Here is a 17,949-nt window from a genome sequence, read left to right as displayed (position 1 = left end):
CAGAGGAGCACGACGGTCCCACAGAATCATGAGCTGTTCCGCGGAGAGCGTGAATCGACCGGTTGCAACCGGCAGGAGCGCGCTTGACGTCGGCATCGGTGCTCGTTCCCTTTCCGCATGTTCAAAGCTGCAAACAGTGCGTGGCGGTTGGGCCATGGCGTTACACCTCGACTGTGGCGCGATAGAGGTCCTCCAACTCCGACTCCGTCGCCGCCGGCGGCGCCAGAACCGATCCGTGCAGCGCCCGCTTGCGGTCGAGGAGGTTCGCCAACTGGATGTCGAAGCTGCGGTCTCCGTACTCCGGGTGCACCGCGAGCACGGTGTGCACGTGGACCGTACGCCCCTGGCCGATGCGATAGACACGGTCGGTACACTGATCCTCGACGGCTGGGTTCCACCACCGGGCCAGATGAATGACGTGGTTGGCCGCCGTGAGCGTCAGGCCGACACCCCCCGCGCGGGGGGACAGCAACATCACGTCGAAGCCCGGCCGGCTCTGGAACTCGTCGACACGGCCCTTACGTGCAGCGCCTGCCACCTCGCCGTTGATGACGAGAACCGGATGCGGAAGCCGGTAGCGGCGCTGCAGGATCTCCGCAAGCGCGTCCTGCACCCGCAGCGACTCGAGGAACACGAGCGCCTTCTCACCACGCGATCTCACGTCGTCGAGGATCTCGAAGGCAAGCATGAGACGCGCGGAGGCAGCGATGAAGTCTTCGTCGCTGGCGAAGTCGTCCGACTCCTGCGCCGGGTGCAAGGAGGTCCGCCGGAGCGCCTGGAGCACCTCGAGCATGATCGCTCCCTGTCGAGCGGACGCGACGGCCGCCGCGTACGCCGTCGCCTGCCGTTCGGGCATCGCGAGCTGATGTCGATAAACTTCCTTCGTCGGCAGGCCGTCGAGATGATCTTCCTTCAGCCGGCGGAGCATGATGGCCGGGGAGGTCTGGGTGGTGACCTGCTCCCGCAGCTCGGTCAGTCGCGCTTGGCGTTCGTCAGGATCCTGCGTGCGGAATCGTGCCGAGAAGGCTTTGAGCGCACCGAGCTCACCGGGGCGCGCGGTGTCCACGATGCTCCAGAGGTCCTCCACCCGGTTCTCGACCGGTGTGCCGGTCATGACGATCGTGAAGTCCTGCTTCATCGCCTTGGCGGCTTCCGTGAGACCGGCCGCCGGATTCTTGATCTTTTGGGCCTCATCGAACACCACGACCGCCCAGTGCACTCTGCCGAAGCTGTGCTGGTAGTCGCGGAGCGTCTCGTACGTGGTCATCACCCAGTCGCTCTGCTGGAGAATCGTCACGTCGAGCGACGGAAGCGCGGTCGTCAGCTCGCGGCCTTCGCTACCGCGCGCTGGGCGGAGCCTTCGGAGACCCTGCCCGAATGCCTCCAGGAGCAGCCCGACACTCCCCGCTTCCAGATGCTGGTCGTGCTCGTCCCGCCAGTTCCGCAGCAACCCCGTCGGAGCCACCACCAAGATCGGCCGCTGCGGCCAGACTCCGCTCGCCATCTCCTCGCGGACCCAGGCGAGAAACGCGAGCGCCTGGAGCGTCTTGCCGAGCCCCATGTCGTCGGCGAGCAGGGCGCCACGGCTGCCCTCCCTCCAGTGCCGTTGCAACCAGTGCAGCCCCTTCTCCTGATGCGAAAGCAGTTGCGACCTGAGACCCTGAGGCGTCCGTTCGGCGCTGCCCCGCGAGCCGCGCGGCGGCATCCGGAAGCCCAGATCCTCGAGATTGTCGATGATCTGGAGCACCATCTTCGGCCCGGGAGGCTGAGCTTGGCGCCGCTCCCCGGCCGGCCGACCGGCCTCCTCGATCAGCGCCTCCAGCGCTCGCTCGGTCTGTTCGGTAGCCGGGATCGGACGGCCATCGAGGTCGACCGTATCGCGACCTTCGCTACGCGCCCGCCGAATCGCCTCCAGCAGCTCGGGAGCCTTCTCGGGAGGCACGCGAACGGGTTCGTTGTCGATCAGCAAGCCCGCCGGGTCGTCCGGACGCCACTGCTGGCCGCTCGCTTGAAGCCACGGCAGCACCTTGGGTTCCCAGATACCAACGCCCTTCACGCGCTCGCTAAGCCCTTCGTCGAAGAACACGTCGTCGACGAGGGTATCGTCCGCGGCCGTCCCCCCCGTCTCTGCATCCGACTCGAGTGCCTCGCGGAGGAACACAGAGGGCCGGGTCAGAAAGCGGCGGCGGGTTCCCGCATCCCCGTGCTGCGTCTCGTGGACCACCCGCAGCGCCTTCTCCAACCGATCGGTGAGGATGATGTAGACGCCGCCGCCTCCCCCGTAACGATGCTTTGCCGAGCGGAGCGTCCGGAAGCGCCTCGCGAACTCCTCCTGACGCGCCGACGGCAGCGGCGTGTCGAAGACGCGAGTCGTAGCACCGTCACCCTCGGGACGCTCCACCCAGCGGCCTACCACCGGGTCGAAGTCGGGTTCGCCATCCTCATTCCGGAAGGGGTTCAAGGTGAAGCCAGACGCGAGCACCACTTGGATGCCGTCGAGGGTATCGTCGAGTTGTACGCCCTCTGGCAGCCGATCGCGGATCGCGGCCCAGTACGTAAGACGCGACTCGAGGTCGTGCGCTTCAGCGTTGAACCGCTCGACCGACTCCCAGAGCGAGTAGAGCGGCTCGGGCAGCACGTGTTCAGCGGACCCGATCCTGAGGAAACATCCGTCACGGACCGGAGCAACCACCGGGCGGCCATCTGGGTGATGCAGTCGCCTCTCTATGCGGAAGTCCGCATCGCTGAGTCCGCCCGTCCCACGCAGCTCCAACGTCACGCCAGCGGACTGCGGAAGCCCTACCGAGCGGAGCTCGGCATCGTCGAGCGCAGCGATCACCTGGTGCGGGACGAAAACCGCGTGATCGTCTCGCGCTGTCACCGTTCCATCCTCGAGGAGGCGGAGCAGCACACCGATTCTGGCCGGCGTACCGCTCGTCAACGTCGGCGCCTCGTCCAGCGCCCAACTCGCCGGCGGCACCGCGCCCGACGCACCCAGGACATGGAACTCCACCCCTCCCTGTACGCGGTCGGAGACGAGCTTCAACGCCGCCTCCAGTTTCGTGGCATGTACGACGCAGACGACACACGGAGCCTCGTCGCAGTTTCGATGAACTCTGCGACGGACTTCTGCCAAGTTCCCTTCTCGGCCCCATGGTGCGTCTGTTGGACGTCGGAACCTTCGGTCAGCTCGCTCCGCGTATATTCGGTTTCGTAGAGTTTCGGTGCGTGCTTGTTGCCACGTACCCAGCATCGGCACCTGCCGTTGTGACTCCACTCGGCGATCGTCACGCCCCTGATTCGCATCAAGAGGACCGAGTGGTTCGCCTCGACTCCGTACCCACGGACTAGCTTGGCAGCGCCCGCATTGAAGCCGCCCCGAACGATCCGCGCCGCGTCGGGTCCCAGCACCACCCACGCATCGTCGATGGCTTCACGTTCGAGGTACGCGGTCCAGAACGCTTTGCGATACCGCCAATGCTTGTCGAGCGCCGTCTGATCCAGCACGCGGAAGAAATCGTCGAGCGACGCGCCCACCAGCCAACGTAGCAGCACGTTCCGGATCTCATCCGGCACGCCGTTCCAGCGCGGCCGGTTGATGCGTGGGTCGCCAACCATTCGACACAAGAATGCTTGAACCTGTTCCTTGATCGCCGTCGGCGGCGCCTGCTCGACGAACGGGCGGAGGAAGGCCTGGGCCACTGGGACCTTGAGCTCGGGAAGGCGGAGCTGGCGATCGCGCTCGAGCCACACGAACGCCCGGGCGCAGGCGGTAGCCGAGCTTCGGTGCCGCTGCAGATCAGACTCTACCCCACGGAGCAGCTCCTCAGACGCCCGTCGAAGGAACACCGAGGACTCGAGGCCCCCGGACAGCCCAGCGTCGTTGAGGTACGTCTCGCAATCAACCTCGACGTCGAACCAGAGTTTCGCAAACCTCTCTGGCCCGTCGCGCTCGAGAAGCCCGAACCGGTCGCATCGCTCCTGCCATCGCACAGTGCGCGGACTCTCGACGGCCCGCAGCCGCTGCTGCACCGCTTGCCGTATGGCATCGAACGATTCGAGCCCCGCTGGATACGCGTCGAGGAAAGCCCGCAGCATTGCCACGACGCTTCGCGCGCGGCCCTCGTCCGCGAGCCAGCGCAACCACGCTCGCACCAGCGCGTCGTCGCGACCCAGCCAGCCCTCGGGTCGATCCTTCGGGTGGAAGAACGCCCACGGCGCGCGCCGCAGATGGCGAGGTTCGACGTCGCGGAGCGCCCGGGACTCCTTCCAGGCGGCGGCCAACCGACGTACCGTCTCGTCCAGCTCGTAGGTCGGCGGAATCTTCGACTCGAGGTCACCGAGCCGTCGAGCGACCTCGGCGGCCGCCCACCGCATCCGGGCCGGTTCGATCGGTTCGCGCGATGCCGGAAGGCGCAATCCACTCGCGGTCCATTCCGCTACCCAGTCGCGGGTGTACGGGGGCGCCTCACAGTCTTCGCGTTCCGGCGACACCGGCCTACAAACTCCCCCGGACTGTCATGCTCCCTCGGCAGGATCGTGAATACGGATCCGCCCCGGCTCGACGATCCACAGCTTGCCCTGGGGCGACTCCATCTCCACCGCCGACACGACTTGCCGAAGGAGATCCCGCAGGCGTCGCAAGCTCGGCCGAGGGTGCCGCAGCACGACGAGTCCGGAGTACAGCGCGGGTGGATACCGGATGATCTGAGCGAAATCCTCGTCAGCCGTGATCAGACATCGCGATTCGCCGCGGCATGCCTCGGCGACCCGCTCGTCGGGCGCGCCTTGAAGCCCCTCCTCAGCGACCGTCGCCACGTCGTGACCTGCCGCCACGAGCGGCTCCTTGAGCGCGGGCGAGAGATTCTCGTCGAGCTTGAAAACGCCCATCAGGAGCTGACGGCGATCGGCAGCACGCGCTCGCGGGTGAGCTCCGCGGCGAACGCCAGGCAGGACCGGACGTCGTCCCGCGTGAGACTGGGATAGGCCGCGAGGATGTCGTCCACGGAGTCGCCGTTCGCGAGGAACTGGACGACCTGCCACACCATGATGCGCGTGCCCTTCACGCACGGCTTCCCGTGGCACAGGCTTGGGTCAACGACGATCCGATCGAGCTGCGCAGGCATGTCGGCTCCTCCACGGCCATACACCCCTTGGGCGAAAGGTCACAAGACATCGCGCCAGCTACTCGCCGAGCTCGTGCCGCACCTGCTCCACGGCAGCAGGCGGCTCCACGGACTTCGCCTCGGGCGGCTCCATGACGAAGCGTAAGTCAATCCGCCGGTTGGGTCCGGCGTCGCCCGATACAGAAAGGACGGGGCGCGTTTCCCCATACCCGCTGACGCTCAGAACGGGCGCTCCAGTTCGATTCAACAGATCCCTAAGCCCCGGTTCGCACTGGAGCATCATCTGGAAGATTTCGGCGGACCGGGCAGCTGAAAGATCGAGGTTGTCCTTGTAGTGGAAGCCCTTTCCGATGATCGGGACGTTGTCGCTGTGCCCCTCGACAAGCACCGTGTTGACCTTGGCTCCACTTTGGTCGGCACCACAGAGCCAAGATGCATCCACTGGGGCGCAGTACGATGGCAGCGGGGTCGCATGCGGACGCGGGTTGTCGGCCTCGGCGACATGACATCGCAGCACCCGTAAGAGCACCTCCGCAACCACGCCAACGTTCCGACGATACTCTTCCTCAGGCTCGGACTCGCCTTTAGGAAACTGAATTGCCCTCTCGGTGAGCCGCAGCACTCCCTGCTCCGGATCGATCGTCACGTCGATGCCTGCCTTGCGGAGTGTGTCGGCCATCGCCTGCACGACTTGTGTACGCATGTCCTCTGCGTTGGTCAGCTCCGTGGTCGCCTTCGCCAGCCGGAGCGCGAACACCGCCAGCGTGATGATGAAGATGAAGATCAGACCAGACATGAGGTCGCTCACCGACGCCAGGAAGTCGGGGGACTCTGAGGACGGCGATTGAAAACGAGCGCGGGCACTCATCGCCGCGCTGCCAGGTGTAGACTGAGATCCTCGATGGTCTCGTGCAGCTCCGAGGTTACTGACGCGAGACTGCCAATGGATTTCGACACGTGCTCGTCCAGCTCGCGGTGGAACTGCCGGATCTGCTCGGTGTAAGCGCGCACGCCTTCGTCGAGCTTCACAAAGGCCCGCTGCAGCGACTGGTCGATGCCTTGGAAGCGGGTGGCGTAGTCCTGCCAAGCGCGCGCCATCTTCTCCTGCTCGGCGCGCATCGTCTGACCCGCAGCAGCAACGTCCTCGACGAACCGCCCCGTCGTGGTCAGCGAATCCGCGAGCCGCGTCCCGACCGCCTCGAGGCCTCGCACCGCCGACCTGGTCGGCTCGAGCGCACCCACGAAACCTCGATGCGCCTCCGTGACCGTGGTACCGGCATCGCGGAGACCGGCGGCCAGCTCTTCCAGGCGCGGTGCCAGCTCGGCCTGCGCAGCGCTCATGCGCTCGAGGCGCCCGACGCCGTCCGCGAACCCGCCAAGGGCGGCCGCAATGTCGCGCGCGGCCGCCTGCCCGGATTCACGCATGCTGACGCCTGCGCCTGACACCTCGGAAACTAAGCCGCGCGAAGCGGCTTGCAGCTCCCGGACCATGCCCTCGAGCGCCCGCTCCACGCCGGCGACCGCCGCGCCCGAACCCGCAGCCAATGACTCGCGGAGGTTCTGGGCCGCCTCGTTCAGGACGTCGCGGGCTTGCTGCTGCGACGCACCGAGTGCTTCCACCAGACCCTGAAAGCGCTCGCCCAGCGTGCGGAGTGTCGTCGCCATCTCCGTCATCTCGCGGCCGGCGGTGCCGGTGAGGGTCTGGGAGAACTTTTCGACGAGCTGCTCGACAGCCGCTTCACTCGAGGCCCCGCGGTCGGCGCGAAGATTCTCGATCGCCCGAACCACTTTCTCCAGCTCGGGGACCAGCCGCTTACCGACCCGTTCGTCGAGTGCCGTCTCGAGCGCGAAGATCAGCTTGTCGTTGAAGGTCTCGAGCTGCTTGCTCTGCCGCTTGGCATGCTCGAGTTGCTGGAGGGCGATCTTCTCCGGGGTCACCAGCTCGACGCAGCGCTCGAGACGCTCGACCCACGTGTTGAGTCGCCGGTGCACCGAACCGATGGACAGACGCTCGATCCAGAGGAACACCAACGACAGTCCGAGACCGAAGATCGATGTCATGAAAGCCAGGGAGGCGCCGTTGAGCAAGTTCGACAACGCTTGTTGGATCTCCGCCGGATTGCCGGAGTCCAGCTTCCCGCTCGCCAAACCGACGCCGGCCGCCAGGCCGAGAAACGTGCCAAGGATGCCCAGGCCAACCAGCTGGCTCGGCACCGTATCGAAGAAGCGCGTGTGCACGACCGGCTGCACGATCGTCCCGTCGTTGAAGTACAGCCCCGGCTCGTGAGTGTTTCGGATGAGCTGAGGGTCGCCTTCGCCCGGCTTCACCAGGCTCTCGTCGAACTCGCGCCAGGCGTGTCGGAGACTGCGCTGCGCGCAGACCGTCTCCGCGTAGGCCTCGAACTGGCTGGCAAAGCTCGCCTTGTCCGTCTCCGCGAGCGGTCTGATCACACGCCCGAGTGCCCGCCGGATCGGCAACGCGCGCCGCCCGAGGAGGGCGATGCAGAACAAGAAGTAGAGGAGCGTGGCTCCGCACCAGATCGCGTTGAACTCGTTCTTGACGAGGACGTCCCCGATCGCACCGAGAGGGATCATTCCGAGATAGGGATCGAGCGCGGAAAAGAACTCAGTGAGCATCGTGAGCCTTGGGTCTTCCTTTGCGGGGCTGTCCCGCTGCGTGCGCGACGCGTGGGTCTGCCGGAGGTGGATCGAGGCGGGTGCGGTAGGGCTCGCCAGTGGTGGACGCGCGCTGCATGTCGTCGTAGATCTCGAAGATGACGCGCTTCGTGCGGTCCTCGCCGTGTACCGGCTCGACCGGCTCGACCGATGTGTAGATGCCGGCCCCCTCGTCATCGGTACCACCGAGCGGGCGCAGGACGAGAAGATCCGCCTCGGATTCGGGCAGGACGACCCATTCACGCCCCCGAGCGCGCACCAACGAGCCGACGGCGAAGCTCACGGCGTGTTCGCTCCGGCGACCAGGTCGGCGACGAAGGGTGACGGCGTGCCGGCCCACGTCACGAAGGCCTCATCGCGCGCCCGGGTGAGGCTCACGTAGAGGAGCCGGCGCTCGCGTTCGACAGCGGCCGTCTTCTCCGCTGGATCGACGATCTGGCCGAGAACGTAGGCATTCGGCAGCCGCTGGGCGTCGCAGCCACCCACGATCACTGCCTTGAACTCGAGCCCCTTCGCCCGGTGCATCGTGCCGATGACGACGCCGGCCGTTTCGTCGTCATCGTCGTCGGCTTCTTCGGACAGCAGCTGGACCGGGAGGCCGGCATCGCGCAGAGCCTGTGCGAAGCCTTCCCCCTGGCGTCGCGCGCGCGTGAAGGTCGCCACCTCCGCAGGCGCCAACCCCTGCCCGATCAGCTCCCGAATCGTGCGAACGGCGAATGCATGTTCTTCGGCCTCGGTCGCGAAGCCTCGGAACACCGGTTCGGGACCTTGCAACAGGCTCACGGTGCCGCGCCGGCTCTCCGTCCCCTCGTCGAGATCGTCCGAGGTCGAGCCACCCAGTCGGTCGGCGACGCGCTGGATCTGCTCGGTCGTCCGGTAGTTGATGCGCAGCACGCGCGATCGACCGCGCACATCGATCCCAAGCGCGCGGAGGCTGAACCCGCCGGGGTAGATGCGCTGGCCGGCATCGCCGACCAAGATGAGACCATCACGCCCGGTACCGCCCAATGCCGCCACGAACTGCACGGCCGCCGCGCTCAGGTCCTGGATCTCGTCGACGACGACGGCGTCGAACGGACTCGGCACCTTGCCAGCGGCGATCTGCGCGGTGGCCAACCGGCAAATCTGCGCCCATGTCCCCCGATTGGCCGCCTCGAGATCTGCGAGCGTGCCCTCGAACACCGCCCACAGCTGCTGGCGGTCTTTGGTGTTCAAGGGCCGTCCGCGTCCCCGGCGGTCGGCATCGCGGTACGCATCCCAGATGGTGATGCCCTGGCGGTCGATCACCTCGCTCCACTCGCCGCGGATGAAGCCGTCCTCCGTCATCACGCGGGCACGCTGACGGTTCTGCTCCAAGAGGCGACCGAGCTCGTCGTCGTGGATAGCCTGGATGCCCGGCCTACCCACCCGCGCAACCTGGAGCGCCTGGCGCAGCACGGTGTTGACCGTGATCCGCGCCGTCTCCTCGGAGGTGCAGAGAACGCGCAGGTTCCGCTCGATGTTTCGGCAGAGCGTGCCGACGAAGCTCGTGAGGAGCACGTGCTTGCCCTTGCGCGCCAATGCGCGCGCGCGGTGCATCGCTACGACCGTCTTGCCGGTCCCAGCCGACCCTGTGACTTTCGCTGGCCCAGAAAAGGATGCGGTCACGAGGCTCCGCTGCGACGGGTGCAGGAATCGGATCCACGCCTCGAGCGGTTGGTTCAGGACCTGGGCGAGGTCGGACTCGCTCTCGACCACGTAGAAGCGCCGCAGATTGTCGATGTTCGCCGGCAGCGGCGCTTCCGCTTTGGTCGCCGCCGGCGGCGTCACGACCTCACCATCGGCGAGGGCCAGGAGCCGCTCGCCTACCTCCTCGGGAAGGCGGCCCGCCGCGGTGAGCACCTCGTCGTCCGTGCGAAGCCGGCGCAGTGTCGGGAGCCAATCCTCGGGAACGCCGAGGCTCAGTAGGTAGTCGTCGGCGTAATCCCGCGTCGGGAAGCGAGGAGGGGTTTCGGCCTCGGCGGGTGCGCTCTTCGCAAGCACCCGCTCGATTTCCTCGGTCGTCTCGACGATCTGGACGGCACCGGTCACCGGATGGGTGCCGAGCCGGCGCCGCGCCGCCCAGGTGTAGGCGTCGTCGTGCTGTCCTGCGTACAACACGAGCGCTCGGTCTCCGTGCTTGTGGACGATCGCCCGAAGCGCCTGCGTGACCCGAGCGGACCAGATATCGGCGTCACGTGCCTGCACCACGCGCTCGAGGCTGATGCCGGGCGACGTCGGATCGGCGTAGAACTTGTTGACGAAGTCGTAGACGCGGCGGCGATCGTCGGGGGCGAGCCGGGCGGCCGAATCGAAGAAGGTCTTGGCGAGCGCGACTTCCATCAGCGCAGCTCTTCGATCGCTGCTCCCAGCTGCCGCGCCGCATCGCTCGAAGATGGGTCGAGCACCACATGCGGATTGGGCCACAGGCGCCCCGCGTCCAGCTCCCGGTCTACCTGCTCGCGGATGCGGGGGTCGCGAATGGCGATGAAACTGCGGACGTAATCCGCGTAGTCCCCGATCAGGCGGTCACGGAGCAAGAAGACGTCCATACCGTTCCCGCGGACGACCTACTCGCTCGCTGCTTCCGGTCCGCCGCTCTTGGATCGCCGGGGGCACGATCATCGCAGGCGGTTCTACATTGTCGTTCGGGGTAGGGGTCAAGAGTGACGCCGAGTGATACCGAGACTCGCTTCCTTTCCCGTCCATAGCACCAGCTCTCCCGTCACATCGTGAGGGCAGAAGCGCGCGAGGCGTTCTCGATCGCGTCTGCTCAAGAAGCGCGCGACCGCCCGCGTCGGATCGCGGTCCACTCGCTCGACATCGACACCGACCGGCGACGACGCGAGCACCGCAACCGCGAGGCCGGCGGTGTGCGACACGTTGGCGAACCAGGGAAGGCGACACCCCGCATCGTCGAGCAAGCAGAGATACCCATGCTCCGGGTCCACGGTGACGGCCGCCTCGACCCCGTGGTGGCCGAGGACATCTCGAAGCGCGGCCCGGCCACCTTCGTGGTGCCGGTCCCATTGCTCGCGGCGCGGCACGTCTTCCAGGCGCCGAATCGCCAAAGTCGGCCGGGAGCGCTTCACGGCAATCCCGATCGCCGAAGACCACCGGCCGCCGGTCGCTGGTCGCTCCCGCTCTTCGCCCGTTCGCGTCGGCGGAAGATGCCATCGTAGATCATCCCCGCGAGCTTGACGGCGCCAAGCGGGAACAACCGACGGGCCCAGTCGATGGTCACCGCATCGGACCCCACCCGAAGCCGCTCCTTACCCCGCTTGATGCCCCTGACGATCCGGCGCGCAGCCGCATCGGGAATAGTGCGGGCCACCTCGTCGAACATCTCGGCGAAGTCGTCCGCTCCGAGCAGCGAGCCATTCTGCTTGCGGAAGCGTGCGCGCCGTACGATGTCGGTCCTGATCCCGCCGGGATGGACCGACATCAGTCTCACTCCCGTCCCTCGGAGCTCTTGGATCATGGTCATGGAAACCGTCGACGACGTGCTTGGCCGCGTTGTACGGCCCGTTCAGAGGAAACGGAAGAAATCCGTTCACGCTCGAGATGTTGACGATGTACCCCTCCGGTCGTTTGCGGAGATGCGGCAGGAATTCACGGGTTCCGTAGACCACCCCCCAGAAATCGACGTCGATCACCCACTCGAAATCCTCCCAGCGCACCGTCTCGAGCCGATCGTAGACCATCACGCCCGCGTTGTTGACGACTACGTCCACTCCACCGTGGTCGGCCACGGTCGCATCAGCGAAGGCCTGCACCGCCGCCCGGTCGCTTACGTCCACCCGGGCAGTCGTCACCCTGATCGACCGGCCGCGGAGCAATCGCGCCGTCTCCTCGAGGCCGTTCTCGTCGACGTCGCAGAGCGCAAGGTGGCAACCTTCGTCGGCCAGGCTCTGCGCGAGCCCGCGGCCGAGGCCGGAGCTCGCTCCCGTCACCGCCGCGACTTTTCCTCGTAGGTCTTTCATGACGTCTTCCTCGTGTTCAGCCGAGTGCCGAGGCGACCTCCACCGGGTTCGGAACGGAAGCGGCGCCGCTCGAGGGGAGCGGCCACGCAGAGGTCGGGTGCAACCCAGTCATTTCTTCGCACTCCGATCTACGCCGTTGGGTGCCGCTTCGGAGAGCCCGTATTCCGGATACGAATCTCGACGATCGGCTTCGGCGGCGCAGGTGGGCGCTGCCGCGCGGCGTGAGCGCGCTTGCTGCGCGGCGCCGTGCGCCCGCATCGCCATGCGCGACCGCGGACGCGATTCGCCCGACGCGCGTCGGAGTGCCCGGATGAGCGCGGGACGGAGCTGCCGCGGCGCAATGATCTCATCGAGCGAGCCGACGCGGCAGGCGCGTGCGACGCTGTGCACCTCGTCGAACTCGGTCGCCACGGCCGTCCGCGCATCGCGCAATGCCGCCGCGAGCGACTCTCGGTGAGCGCGGCGGCGGCGGGCGAACGAACGACGGGCGAGCGCGGTGGCGGCGCGACGCACGGCAGGTGCCTCGACCGCACGTGCGTACACGTCGCGCTTGAAGATTACCGCCGCGGCAGCGGCACCGCCGATCACGGAAGCGTAGGCCCCGTCGATGGCCATGGCGTGCAAGTGGCGGTTCAGAGCCTTCGAAAACACGACGTACGCCCCGCCATGATAGCGCGAGACGACGACAAAGAGGATCGGCCCATCGAAGCGGACGACCGCACGTGCGATCTCGGCGCCGTGCTCGAGCTGGAGGTCGCGGAGCGACTCCGGCGAGCCGTCGAACCCCGACAGGTTCGCGAGCACGACGACCGGCCGATTGCCGCTCGCCGCGTTCAGGGCACGCGCCACCTTCTTGGACGAGCCCAGAAACAGCGCACCACCGGTCCATGCGGGCGGCCCGTCGACCGGCGGATCGGAGCGCGGGACCGACGTGCTCTCGATACCGATCAGGCAGATCGGCATGCCGCCAAGGTGTGCGTCCCACACGATCGCCGTCTCGGCCCCGGCCCACGCGTCCCAGCGCTCAAGCCAGCCGCCGTCCTGATCGACGAGCGCCTCCATGACGGCGCGTATCGCGAACGGCCGTTTGCGGCCGGGGTTGAGGGCGTCGTCGAAGATCGCGCCGACGGTAGTGAAGCCGTGCTCCGTGCTGGCGGGATACGGGAACGTCGTGATGTCTCGCGCCGACGCGTCCCGCGTCGGATGGCGGCGTGGCCGCGACTCGCCCGGAACGACGTACGTGTAGTGGTGGTGCCGAGCGACGACGGCTATAATAATCGAGGTCGAGCGGCGTCAGCGTCATGCCCTGCACGGGCTCGAAGACGAACGCGGCGACGTCGCCGCGCGTAACCTCGCGCTCGAGCGCGTCGAGGTCGTTCGGCGGGATCGCGACGCAGTCCGGCAGGAAAGGCGTCAGACCTTCACGCATCTCGTCGAACCCGTTCATCAAGATGGCACCCCACGTCCGGCCGTGAAAGGCGCCCTGCAGGTAGAGGAAGCGCGGCCGGCGCGTCACGTAGCGGGCGAACCGCATCGCGGTGTCGACGGCCTCGGCGCCCGAGTTGGCGAACAGGACCTTGCCGGACGGATCGCCGGCGAGCTCGAGCAGCCGCTCGGCGAGCGAGCCACCGAGGATCGACGCGTTCACGACGCAGAGGTTCGGCAGGTCGTCGGCGAGCGCCTCGCGCACCGCCGCGAGCACCTGCGGATGGTTGCGGCCGACGAAGTGGATGCCACCGCCCGAGAGGAGGTCGAGGTAGCGATGGCCAGAGAAATCGTAGAGGTACTGGCCGGCGGCGCGTGCGAAGGCGGTGTTCATGCCGCCGAGCTCCATCAGCTGCGAAAGCTTCGGATGGACATGCCTCTTGCTGAGGTGCGCGCTCGATCTGAGGTGCTCGTGTATGGCGGTCGTCGTTCGTGTCATGAGCCTCATCTCCCCGATGTCCGAGTGGTGCGTTGCGAGTGCAAGGTCGGGGCCGTGCCGACGTGCGTCGCACGGTCTCCCGACTCGTGTTCCGGCGCCGTTCGTGGCAACTCCCCGCCCGCCGTTGGCAGGGGCTCTACCATCAGTGGCGCGGCGGGCGACCCGTCCGCGCCCGCACGGTCCGCGGGCCGTGCCGCGCCGAAGCGCTGATCCACTTCGGCTCGCAGGCCGACGATGAGCTTCGGCAGCGAGTGTTGCAAAAGGAACGACGCGATGAACGTGGGCACGCGGCGACCGGTGTCAATCGCGGCGCGATACGTGAGCAGCGTGCTCCGTCGGCCGGCCGTCGGCTCGAGCATCCACGCGCCGGACGTCGCCCCGATGTCGTGCGGCGTGGTCTCGTCGACCGTCCAGCTGATCGAGCCCACTTCGGGCTCGAGCCGGTAGATCATCCGATACCGAACTCCCACGAGGAAGAAGCGCAGACGCTCGTCGACCCAGATGCGATCGCCTTCGGTCCGGACGACACGCGTCTCCTCGATACCCGGCTGCCAGCGTGCTTGTGCCTCGAAGTCCGTCAGCACCGCCCAGACGTGGTCCGGCGGATGCAGCACGAGCCCGGTAACCTCGACGGACGCGCGCGCCGTCTCGTCCGGGCTCGGCTCGCGGATGCTCGAGGTGACGACCTCGCCGTCGGCGATCGCCCGCCAGGCGTCCTCCGAGAGAGCCCGGCGCGATACCGGTCCGCGCTCGCCACACGCGACGCACGACGCGGCGACAGCCGCGGGCGACGCGGCCGCCGTTCCCGCGGGCAAGAACGTCGCCGCGAGAACGGCCGCGCCAAGCGCCGACGTCCGGGCGGCCGTCGAGCGGGCTCGTCGCCGCGGGCTCATGCCGACAGCACCGCCAGGTCGCCCTCGGCCACGAGATCGCGCGCCTTCCGCAAGAGCGCGAGCGAATGGCGATCGGGCCCGTACAGGATGCCCTCGAAGCGGGTGATGCGCCGGAAGTGGATCGCGCGCCGCCAGAGCAGGAGCTGGCTGAGCTCAACCGCAACAGGGTGGCTCGATGAAATGTCGATCGAGGCCGCCAGCGGCGTCGACGTTCCTCCGAACGCGAGCGCGTTGATCTTGAACTCGCAGCTCTGCGGCTGGCGGTCGGACCACAGATGGCAGAACGTCTGGATCTCCTCCCGGTGCGGAGTCGCGAGCCTCTTTCCGCGCAGGGTGAGGATCTGCTGGCCGTCCTGCATGACCCGACAGACCCGCTCGTCGCCGCTCTCGCTGAACTCCACGCGCGCCATGAACTTCGGGAAGCCATAGAACTCGCCGCCCGCGAAGCTGACGGGCGTGTTCACGGCCACGCGCTGGACGAAGGCGTGATACTGCCGGCGGCGATGGGCGCCGAGCAGCGCGCGGCCCGGGAAGTTCAGCCAGAACGGCGGCTCGTTTAGCATGATCGATACCACGAGTTCGTTGTACGGGCCGACGTCGGTCCGCCGATACTCGCCGGCGTTGACGGCGATGATGCCGACCCCCGGTGCGATCCGGGCGGGCACGAACCGTGCGTCCGGCAGCAACCGACGGAGCTCCCGATATCTGGCCGCGAACACGGCAGTCATGACGTCCCCGTCGTAGATGAGGAACGGCACGGCGGCGTCGTGCCCCGCGATCCGAATCGGGATCCGGCTGAGCCCCTCGAAGAACGGTGATCGTGTCATTTGCGCTTCCTCCTTGTTCAGCGGTCGATCGTCTTGGGCAGTTGACCATTCACGGGGAAGAAACTACTCCGACACCCCGAACGCCGAGCGGGCGAGGCGCTTCAGCTCGCCGCGGATGCGCTCACGGGCGGCGCGCGATCTGAATACGCTGCCGCCGAGAAACATCTCCTGGGTCGTCTCGTTGGCGATCGCAGCGAGAAAGGCTCCGGCGACCACGAAGACGGCGACGGCATCGTCGCGGCCGGTCGTCCCGTCGAACTCGCGGAACGCACCCAAGCCGAACGAGGCCAGGGCCTCGAACAGCTGCTCTAGCTGCGGATCGGGCGGCTCGAGGATCTCGCGGACGAGCAGCCGGGCGGCGTCCCGGTTCGCTACCAAAAGGTCGAAAAACGCATCGGTCAGGCTGTCGAGCACCTTCCCCGGCGTGTCGCCGGGCACGAGCTTCCCCATCAGGGTCTTGCCGAAGCGCTCGATCAGGCGGGCGAAGACCGCGTCTCGTAGGCCCTTCTTGCTGCCCCAATAGTAGTGAACCGCGCCCAGCGGCACGCGGGCGAGCCGCGCGATCTCACGGGTCGACGCGCCGGCCAAGCCGCGCTCGGCGAAGACGTGCTCGGCGGCATCGAGGATGCGCGCCGGCGAGCCGCGCGGGTCATCCTGCGCCTTATCGAGGATATCGCGTCGCATTCCCGACTTTGGACAATTGACCAGATCATACGCCCAAGCCGTGGGCCCCGTCAAGGCGCTGCACGGGCGCTGTCACGAGTGTCAGGCGGCGCCAGCGATGACGGCCAGGTCTGGCAAGACCGACCCTCGAACGCACGCCACCGAGCCCGCTTGTGGGCATGCCGCTTGCTCGCGCCAGGTCGCACGATGGGACGTCGGCGACAGGCCGTCCGCCATCGTCGTGGAGGACACATGGTGCGAGGCAGCGAAGCGATCGTCCGCGTCCGCAACCTTCGGAAGCTCTACCGCCAAGGTGATCTCGAGGTCCCGGCCGTCGCCGACGTGAGCTTCGACGTCCGAAAGGGCGAGCTGGTCTCGATCATGGGTGCGAGCGGCTCGGGGAAGTCGACGCTTCTTCATTTGATCGCCGGTCTCGACGTCCCCGACGCCGGCAGCATCGCCATCGACGGCGAGCCCCTGTCGCGGATGACCGACGACCAGCTGACGATCATGCGGCGGCGGTCGGTCGGCCTCGTCTTCCAGTTCTTCAACCTGATCCCGACGCTGACTGCGGCCGAGAACATCGGCCTGCCGCTTCTCCTCGATGGTGTGCCGCGCCGCCAGGCCGCGGAGCGCGCCGCGTGCATGCTCGAGCTGGTCGGTCTCTCGCGCCGCGCCCGCCAGCGTCCGCACGAACTCTCGGGCGGCGAGATGCAACGCGTCGCCATCGCCCGCAGCCTCGTCGGAGAGCCTCTCGTCCTCCTGGCGGACGAACCTACGGGCGCGCTCGACTCGAAGACCGGCGGAGAGATCTTCGGGCTGATCGAGGTCCGCGACCTCGGCCGCGCGGATGCGAAGGAGCTCTTGCTCGACAAGCTCCGCTCAGGGCTCGACCCGGGCACCGTCAGCATCATCTACTGCACGCTGCGCGCCATGCTCTCCGCGGCCGTCGACAACGAGGTCATCGCCGCAAACCCGATCGCCAAGCTCGGACGGGCGCTCGGCCTCAGCAAGTCCAAGGCCGCCCGGCAAGAATCCGTGAAGTCAAAGGCGATGACCCGCGCTCAGCTGATCAATTTCTTGAGCGCCGCCTTCACGTATGAGCGACGCTGGTACCCTTTGATGCTGACCCTCGCTCGCACCGGCGTCCGTCTGGGCGAGTGCTTGGCGCTCCAGATCGGCCTCCACGACGACGGCGACCTCGACTTCCTCGCGCGCGAGATCGCCGTCGCCCGCACGCTTTCCGACGACGGCCGCCGCGTCGACGCCCCGAAGATGGGCGACGGCCGCGTGGTCGACATGTCCCAGCAGCTCGCCGACACGCTGCGTACGCATGCGATCGCCCTTCGCGCGGCGGCGCTCGAGGCAGGAGTGCCCGCAGATCAACGCCTGTGGCTCTTTCCTGAGCGCACCGGCGGCCCCCGTGATCCGCACAACGTCCGCCGCGCCTTCGCGCGGATCCTGAAGCACGCCGCGCTCCCCGCGCATCTCACGCCCCACTGCCTCCGGCACACCTTCGCGTCGATCCTCCTCGCCGAGGGGAAGTCGCCGGCCTACGTCCAGGCGCAGCTCGGCCACAAGAGCATCGCGATGACGGTCGACACCTACGGCCGTTGGCTTCCGAAGGGCGACAAAGCAGCGATCGACAGCCTCGACGACGCGGTCACCACGGGGGGTGGTGACTTTGGTGGTGACTTTGGGCCAGCGGCGTCGAAAATCGCCGCCGCGGCCAAAGTCGTGCCCGAGGAATTCCGCGAGCTTGTTGCCAATGGGCCGTGTAGGACTCGAACCTACGACCCGCTGCTTAAAAGCCGGTTCGCGGGCATAGACGAAATGCGC

At 67.4% G+C, this 17,949-nt stretch carries 15 protein-coding genes and 1 pseudogene; 1 reads left to right on the top strand and 15 read right to left on the bottom strand.

Annotated elements, in window-relative coordinates:
- Positions 1 to 160: 160 nt before the first annotated feature.
- From IT293_00750 to IT293_00680, 15 genes and pseudogenes are all read right to left on the bottom strand, one after another.
- Positions 161 to 3,046 (bottom strand): DEAD/DEAH box helicase, encoded by a 2,886-nt coding sequence (locus IT293_00750; GenBank protein ID MCC6763165.1) that lies wholly within the window; start codon positions 3,044 to 3,046, stop codon positions 161 to 163.
- Positions 3,043 to 4,494, bottom strand: a complete 1,452-nt coding sequence (locus tag IT293_00745) for a hypothetical protein (protein MCC6763164.1) — start codon at positions 4,492 to 4,494, stop codon at positions 3,043 to 3,045. The genes IT293_00750 and IT293_00745 overlap by 4 nt, the downstream gene beginning before the upstream one ends.
- A gap of 24 nt (positions 4,495 to 4,518) precedes the next feature.
- A complete protein-coding gene (locus IT293_00740; GenBank protein ID MCC6763163.1) occupies positions 4,519 to 4,890 on the bottom strand; it encodes a DUF5615 family PIN-like protein in 372 nt (123 codons plus the stop codon).
- A complete protein-coding gene (locus IT293_00735; GenBank protein MCC6763162.1) occupies positions 4,890 to 5,126 on the bottom strand; it encodes a DUF433 domain-containing protein in 237 nt (78 codons plus the stop codon). Before IT293_00735 ends, IT293_00740 begins: the two co-directional genes overlap by 1 nt.
- A gap of 58 nt (positions 5,127 to 5,184) precedes the next feature.
- Positions 5,185 to 5,922, bottom strand: coding sequence for a hypothetical protein (locus tag IT293_00730; GenBank protein MCC6763161.1), 738 nt, complete (start codon positions 5,920 to 5,922; stop codon positions 5,185 to 5,187).
- 68 nt (positions 5,923 to 5,990) lie between these two features.
- On the bottom strand, positions 5,991 to 7,763 hold the full coding sequence (gene zorA, locus IT293_00725; GenBank protein MCC6763160.1) for an anti-phage defense ZorAB system ZorA: 1,773 nt from the start codon (positions 7,761 to 7,763) through the stop codon (positions 5,991 to 5,993).
- Positions 7,753 to 8,085 carry a hypothetical protein gene (locus IT293_00720; protein ID MCC6763159.1) on the bottom strand — a complete coding sequence of 111 codons (333 nt, stop codon included), beginning with the start codon at positions 8,083 to 8,085 and terminating at the stop codon, positions 7,753 to 7,755. The genes zorA and IT293_00720 overlap by 11 nt, the downstream gene beginning before the upstream one ends.
- A complete protein-coding gene (locus IT293_00715) occupies positions 8,082 to 10,163 on the bottom strand; it encodes a DEAD/DEAH box helicase (protein ID MCC6763158.1) in 2,082 nt (693 codons plus the stop codon). The genes IT293_00720 and IT293_00715 overlap by 4 nt, the downstream gene beginning before the upstream one ends.
- Positions 10,163 to 10,372, bottom strand: coding sequence for a hypothetical protein (locus IT293_00710; protein ID MCC6763157.1), 210 nt, complete (start codon positions 10,370 to 10,372; stop codon positions 10,163 to 10,165). The genes IT293_00715 and IT293_00710 overlap by 1 nt, the downstream gene beginning before the upstream one ends.
- Positions 10,373 to 10,480: 108 nt before the next feature.
- Complete coding sequence (locus IT293_00705; GenBank protein ID MCC6763156.1) at positions 10,481 to 10,912, bottom strand: 4'-phosphopantetheinyl transferase superfamily protein; 432 nt, start codon at positions 10,910 to 10,912, stop codon at positions 10,481 to 10,483.
- Positions 10,909 to 11,803, bottom strand: a pseudogene (locus IT293_00700) (SDR family oxidoreductase). Before IT293_00700 ends, IT293_00705 begins: the two are co-directional and overlap by 4 nt.
- Positions 11,804 to 11,911: 108 nt before the next feature.
- Complete coding sequence (locus IT293_00695; GenBank protein ID MCC6763155.1) at positions 11,912 to 13,081, bottom strand: hypothetical protein; 1,170 nt, start codon at positions 13,079 to 13,081, stop codon at positions 11,912 to 11,914.
- Positions 13,082 to 13,732: 651 nt separating this feature from the next.
- A complete protein-coding gene (locus IT293_00690) occupies positions 13,733 to 14,620 on the bottom strand; it encodes an SRPBCC family protein (GenBank protein ID MCC6763154.1) in 888 nt (295 codons plus the stop codon).
- Positions 14,617 to 15,447, bottom strand: a complete 831-nt coding sequence (locus IT293_00685) for an acetoacetate decarboxylase family protein (protein ID MCC6763153.1) — start codon at positions 15,445 to 15,447, stop codon at positions 14,617 to 14,619. The genes IT293_00690 and IT293_00685 overlap by 4 nt, the downstream gene beginning before the upstream one ends.
- A 63-nt stretch (positions 15,448 to 15,510) precedes the next feature.
- Positions 15,511 to 16,035, bottom strand: coding sequence for a TetR family transcriptional regulator (locus IT293_00680; protein MCC6763152.1), 525 nt, complete (start codon positions 16,033 to 16,035; stop codon positions 15,511 to 15,513).
- An 18-nt stretch (positions 16,036 to 16,053) separates the two neighbouring features.
- Here IT293_00680 and IT293_00675 point away from each other — a divergent pair.
- A partial coding sequence (locus IT293_00675) for an ATP-binding cassette domain-containing protein (GenBank protein ID MCC6763151.1) occupies positions 16,054 to 17,949 on the top strand: 1,896 nt, incomplete at its 3' end.

This window comes from Deltaproteobacteria bacterium (assembly GCA_020848745.1).
In the GTDB taxonomy this organism is placed as follows: domain Bacteria; phylum Desulfobacterota; class Binatia; order UTPRO1; family UTPRO1; genus UTPRO1.
This window is presented reverse-complemented; position numbering and strand designations above follow the sequence as displayed.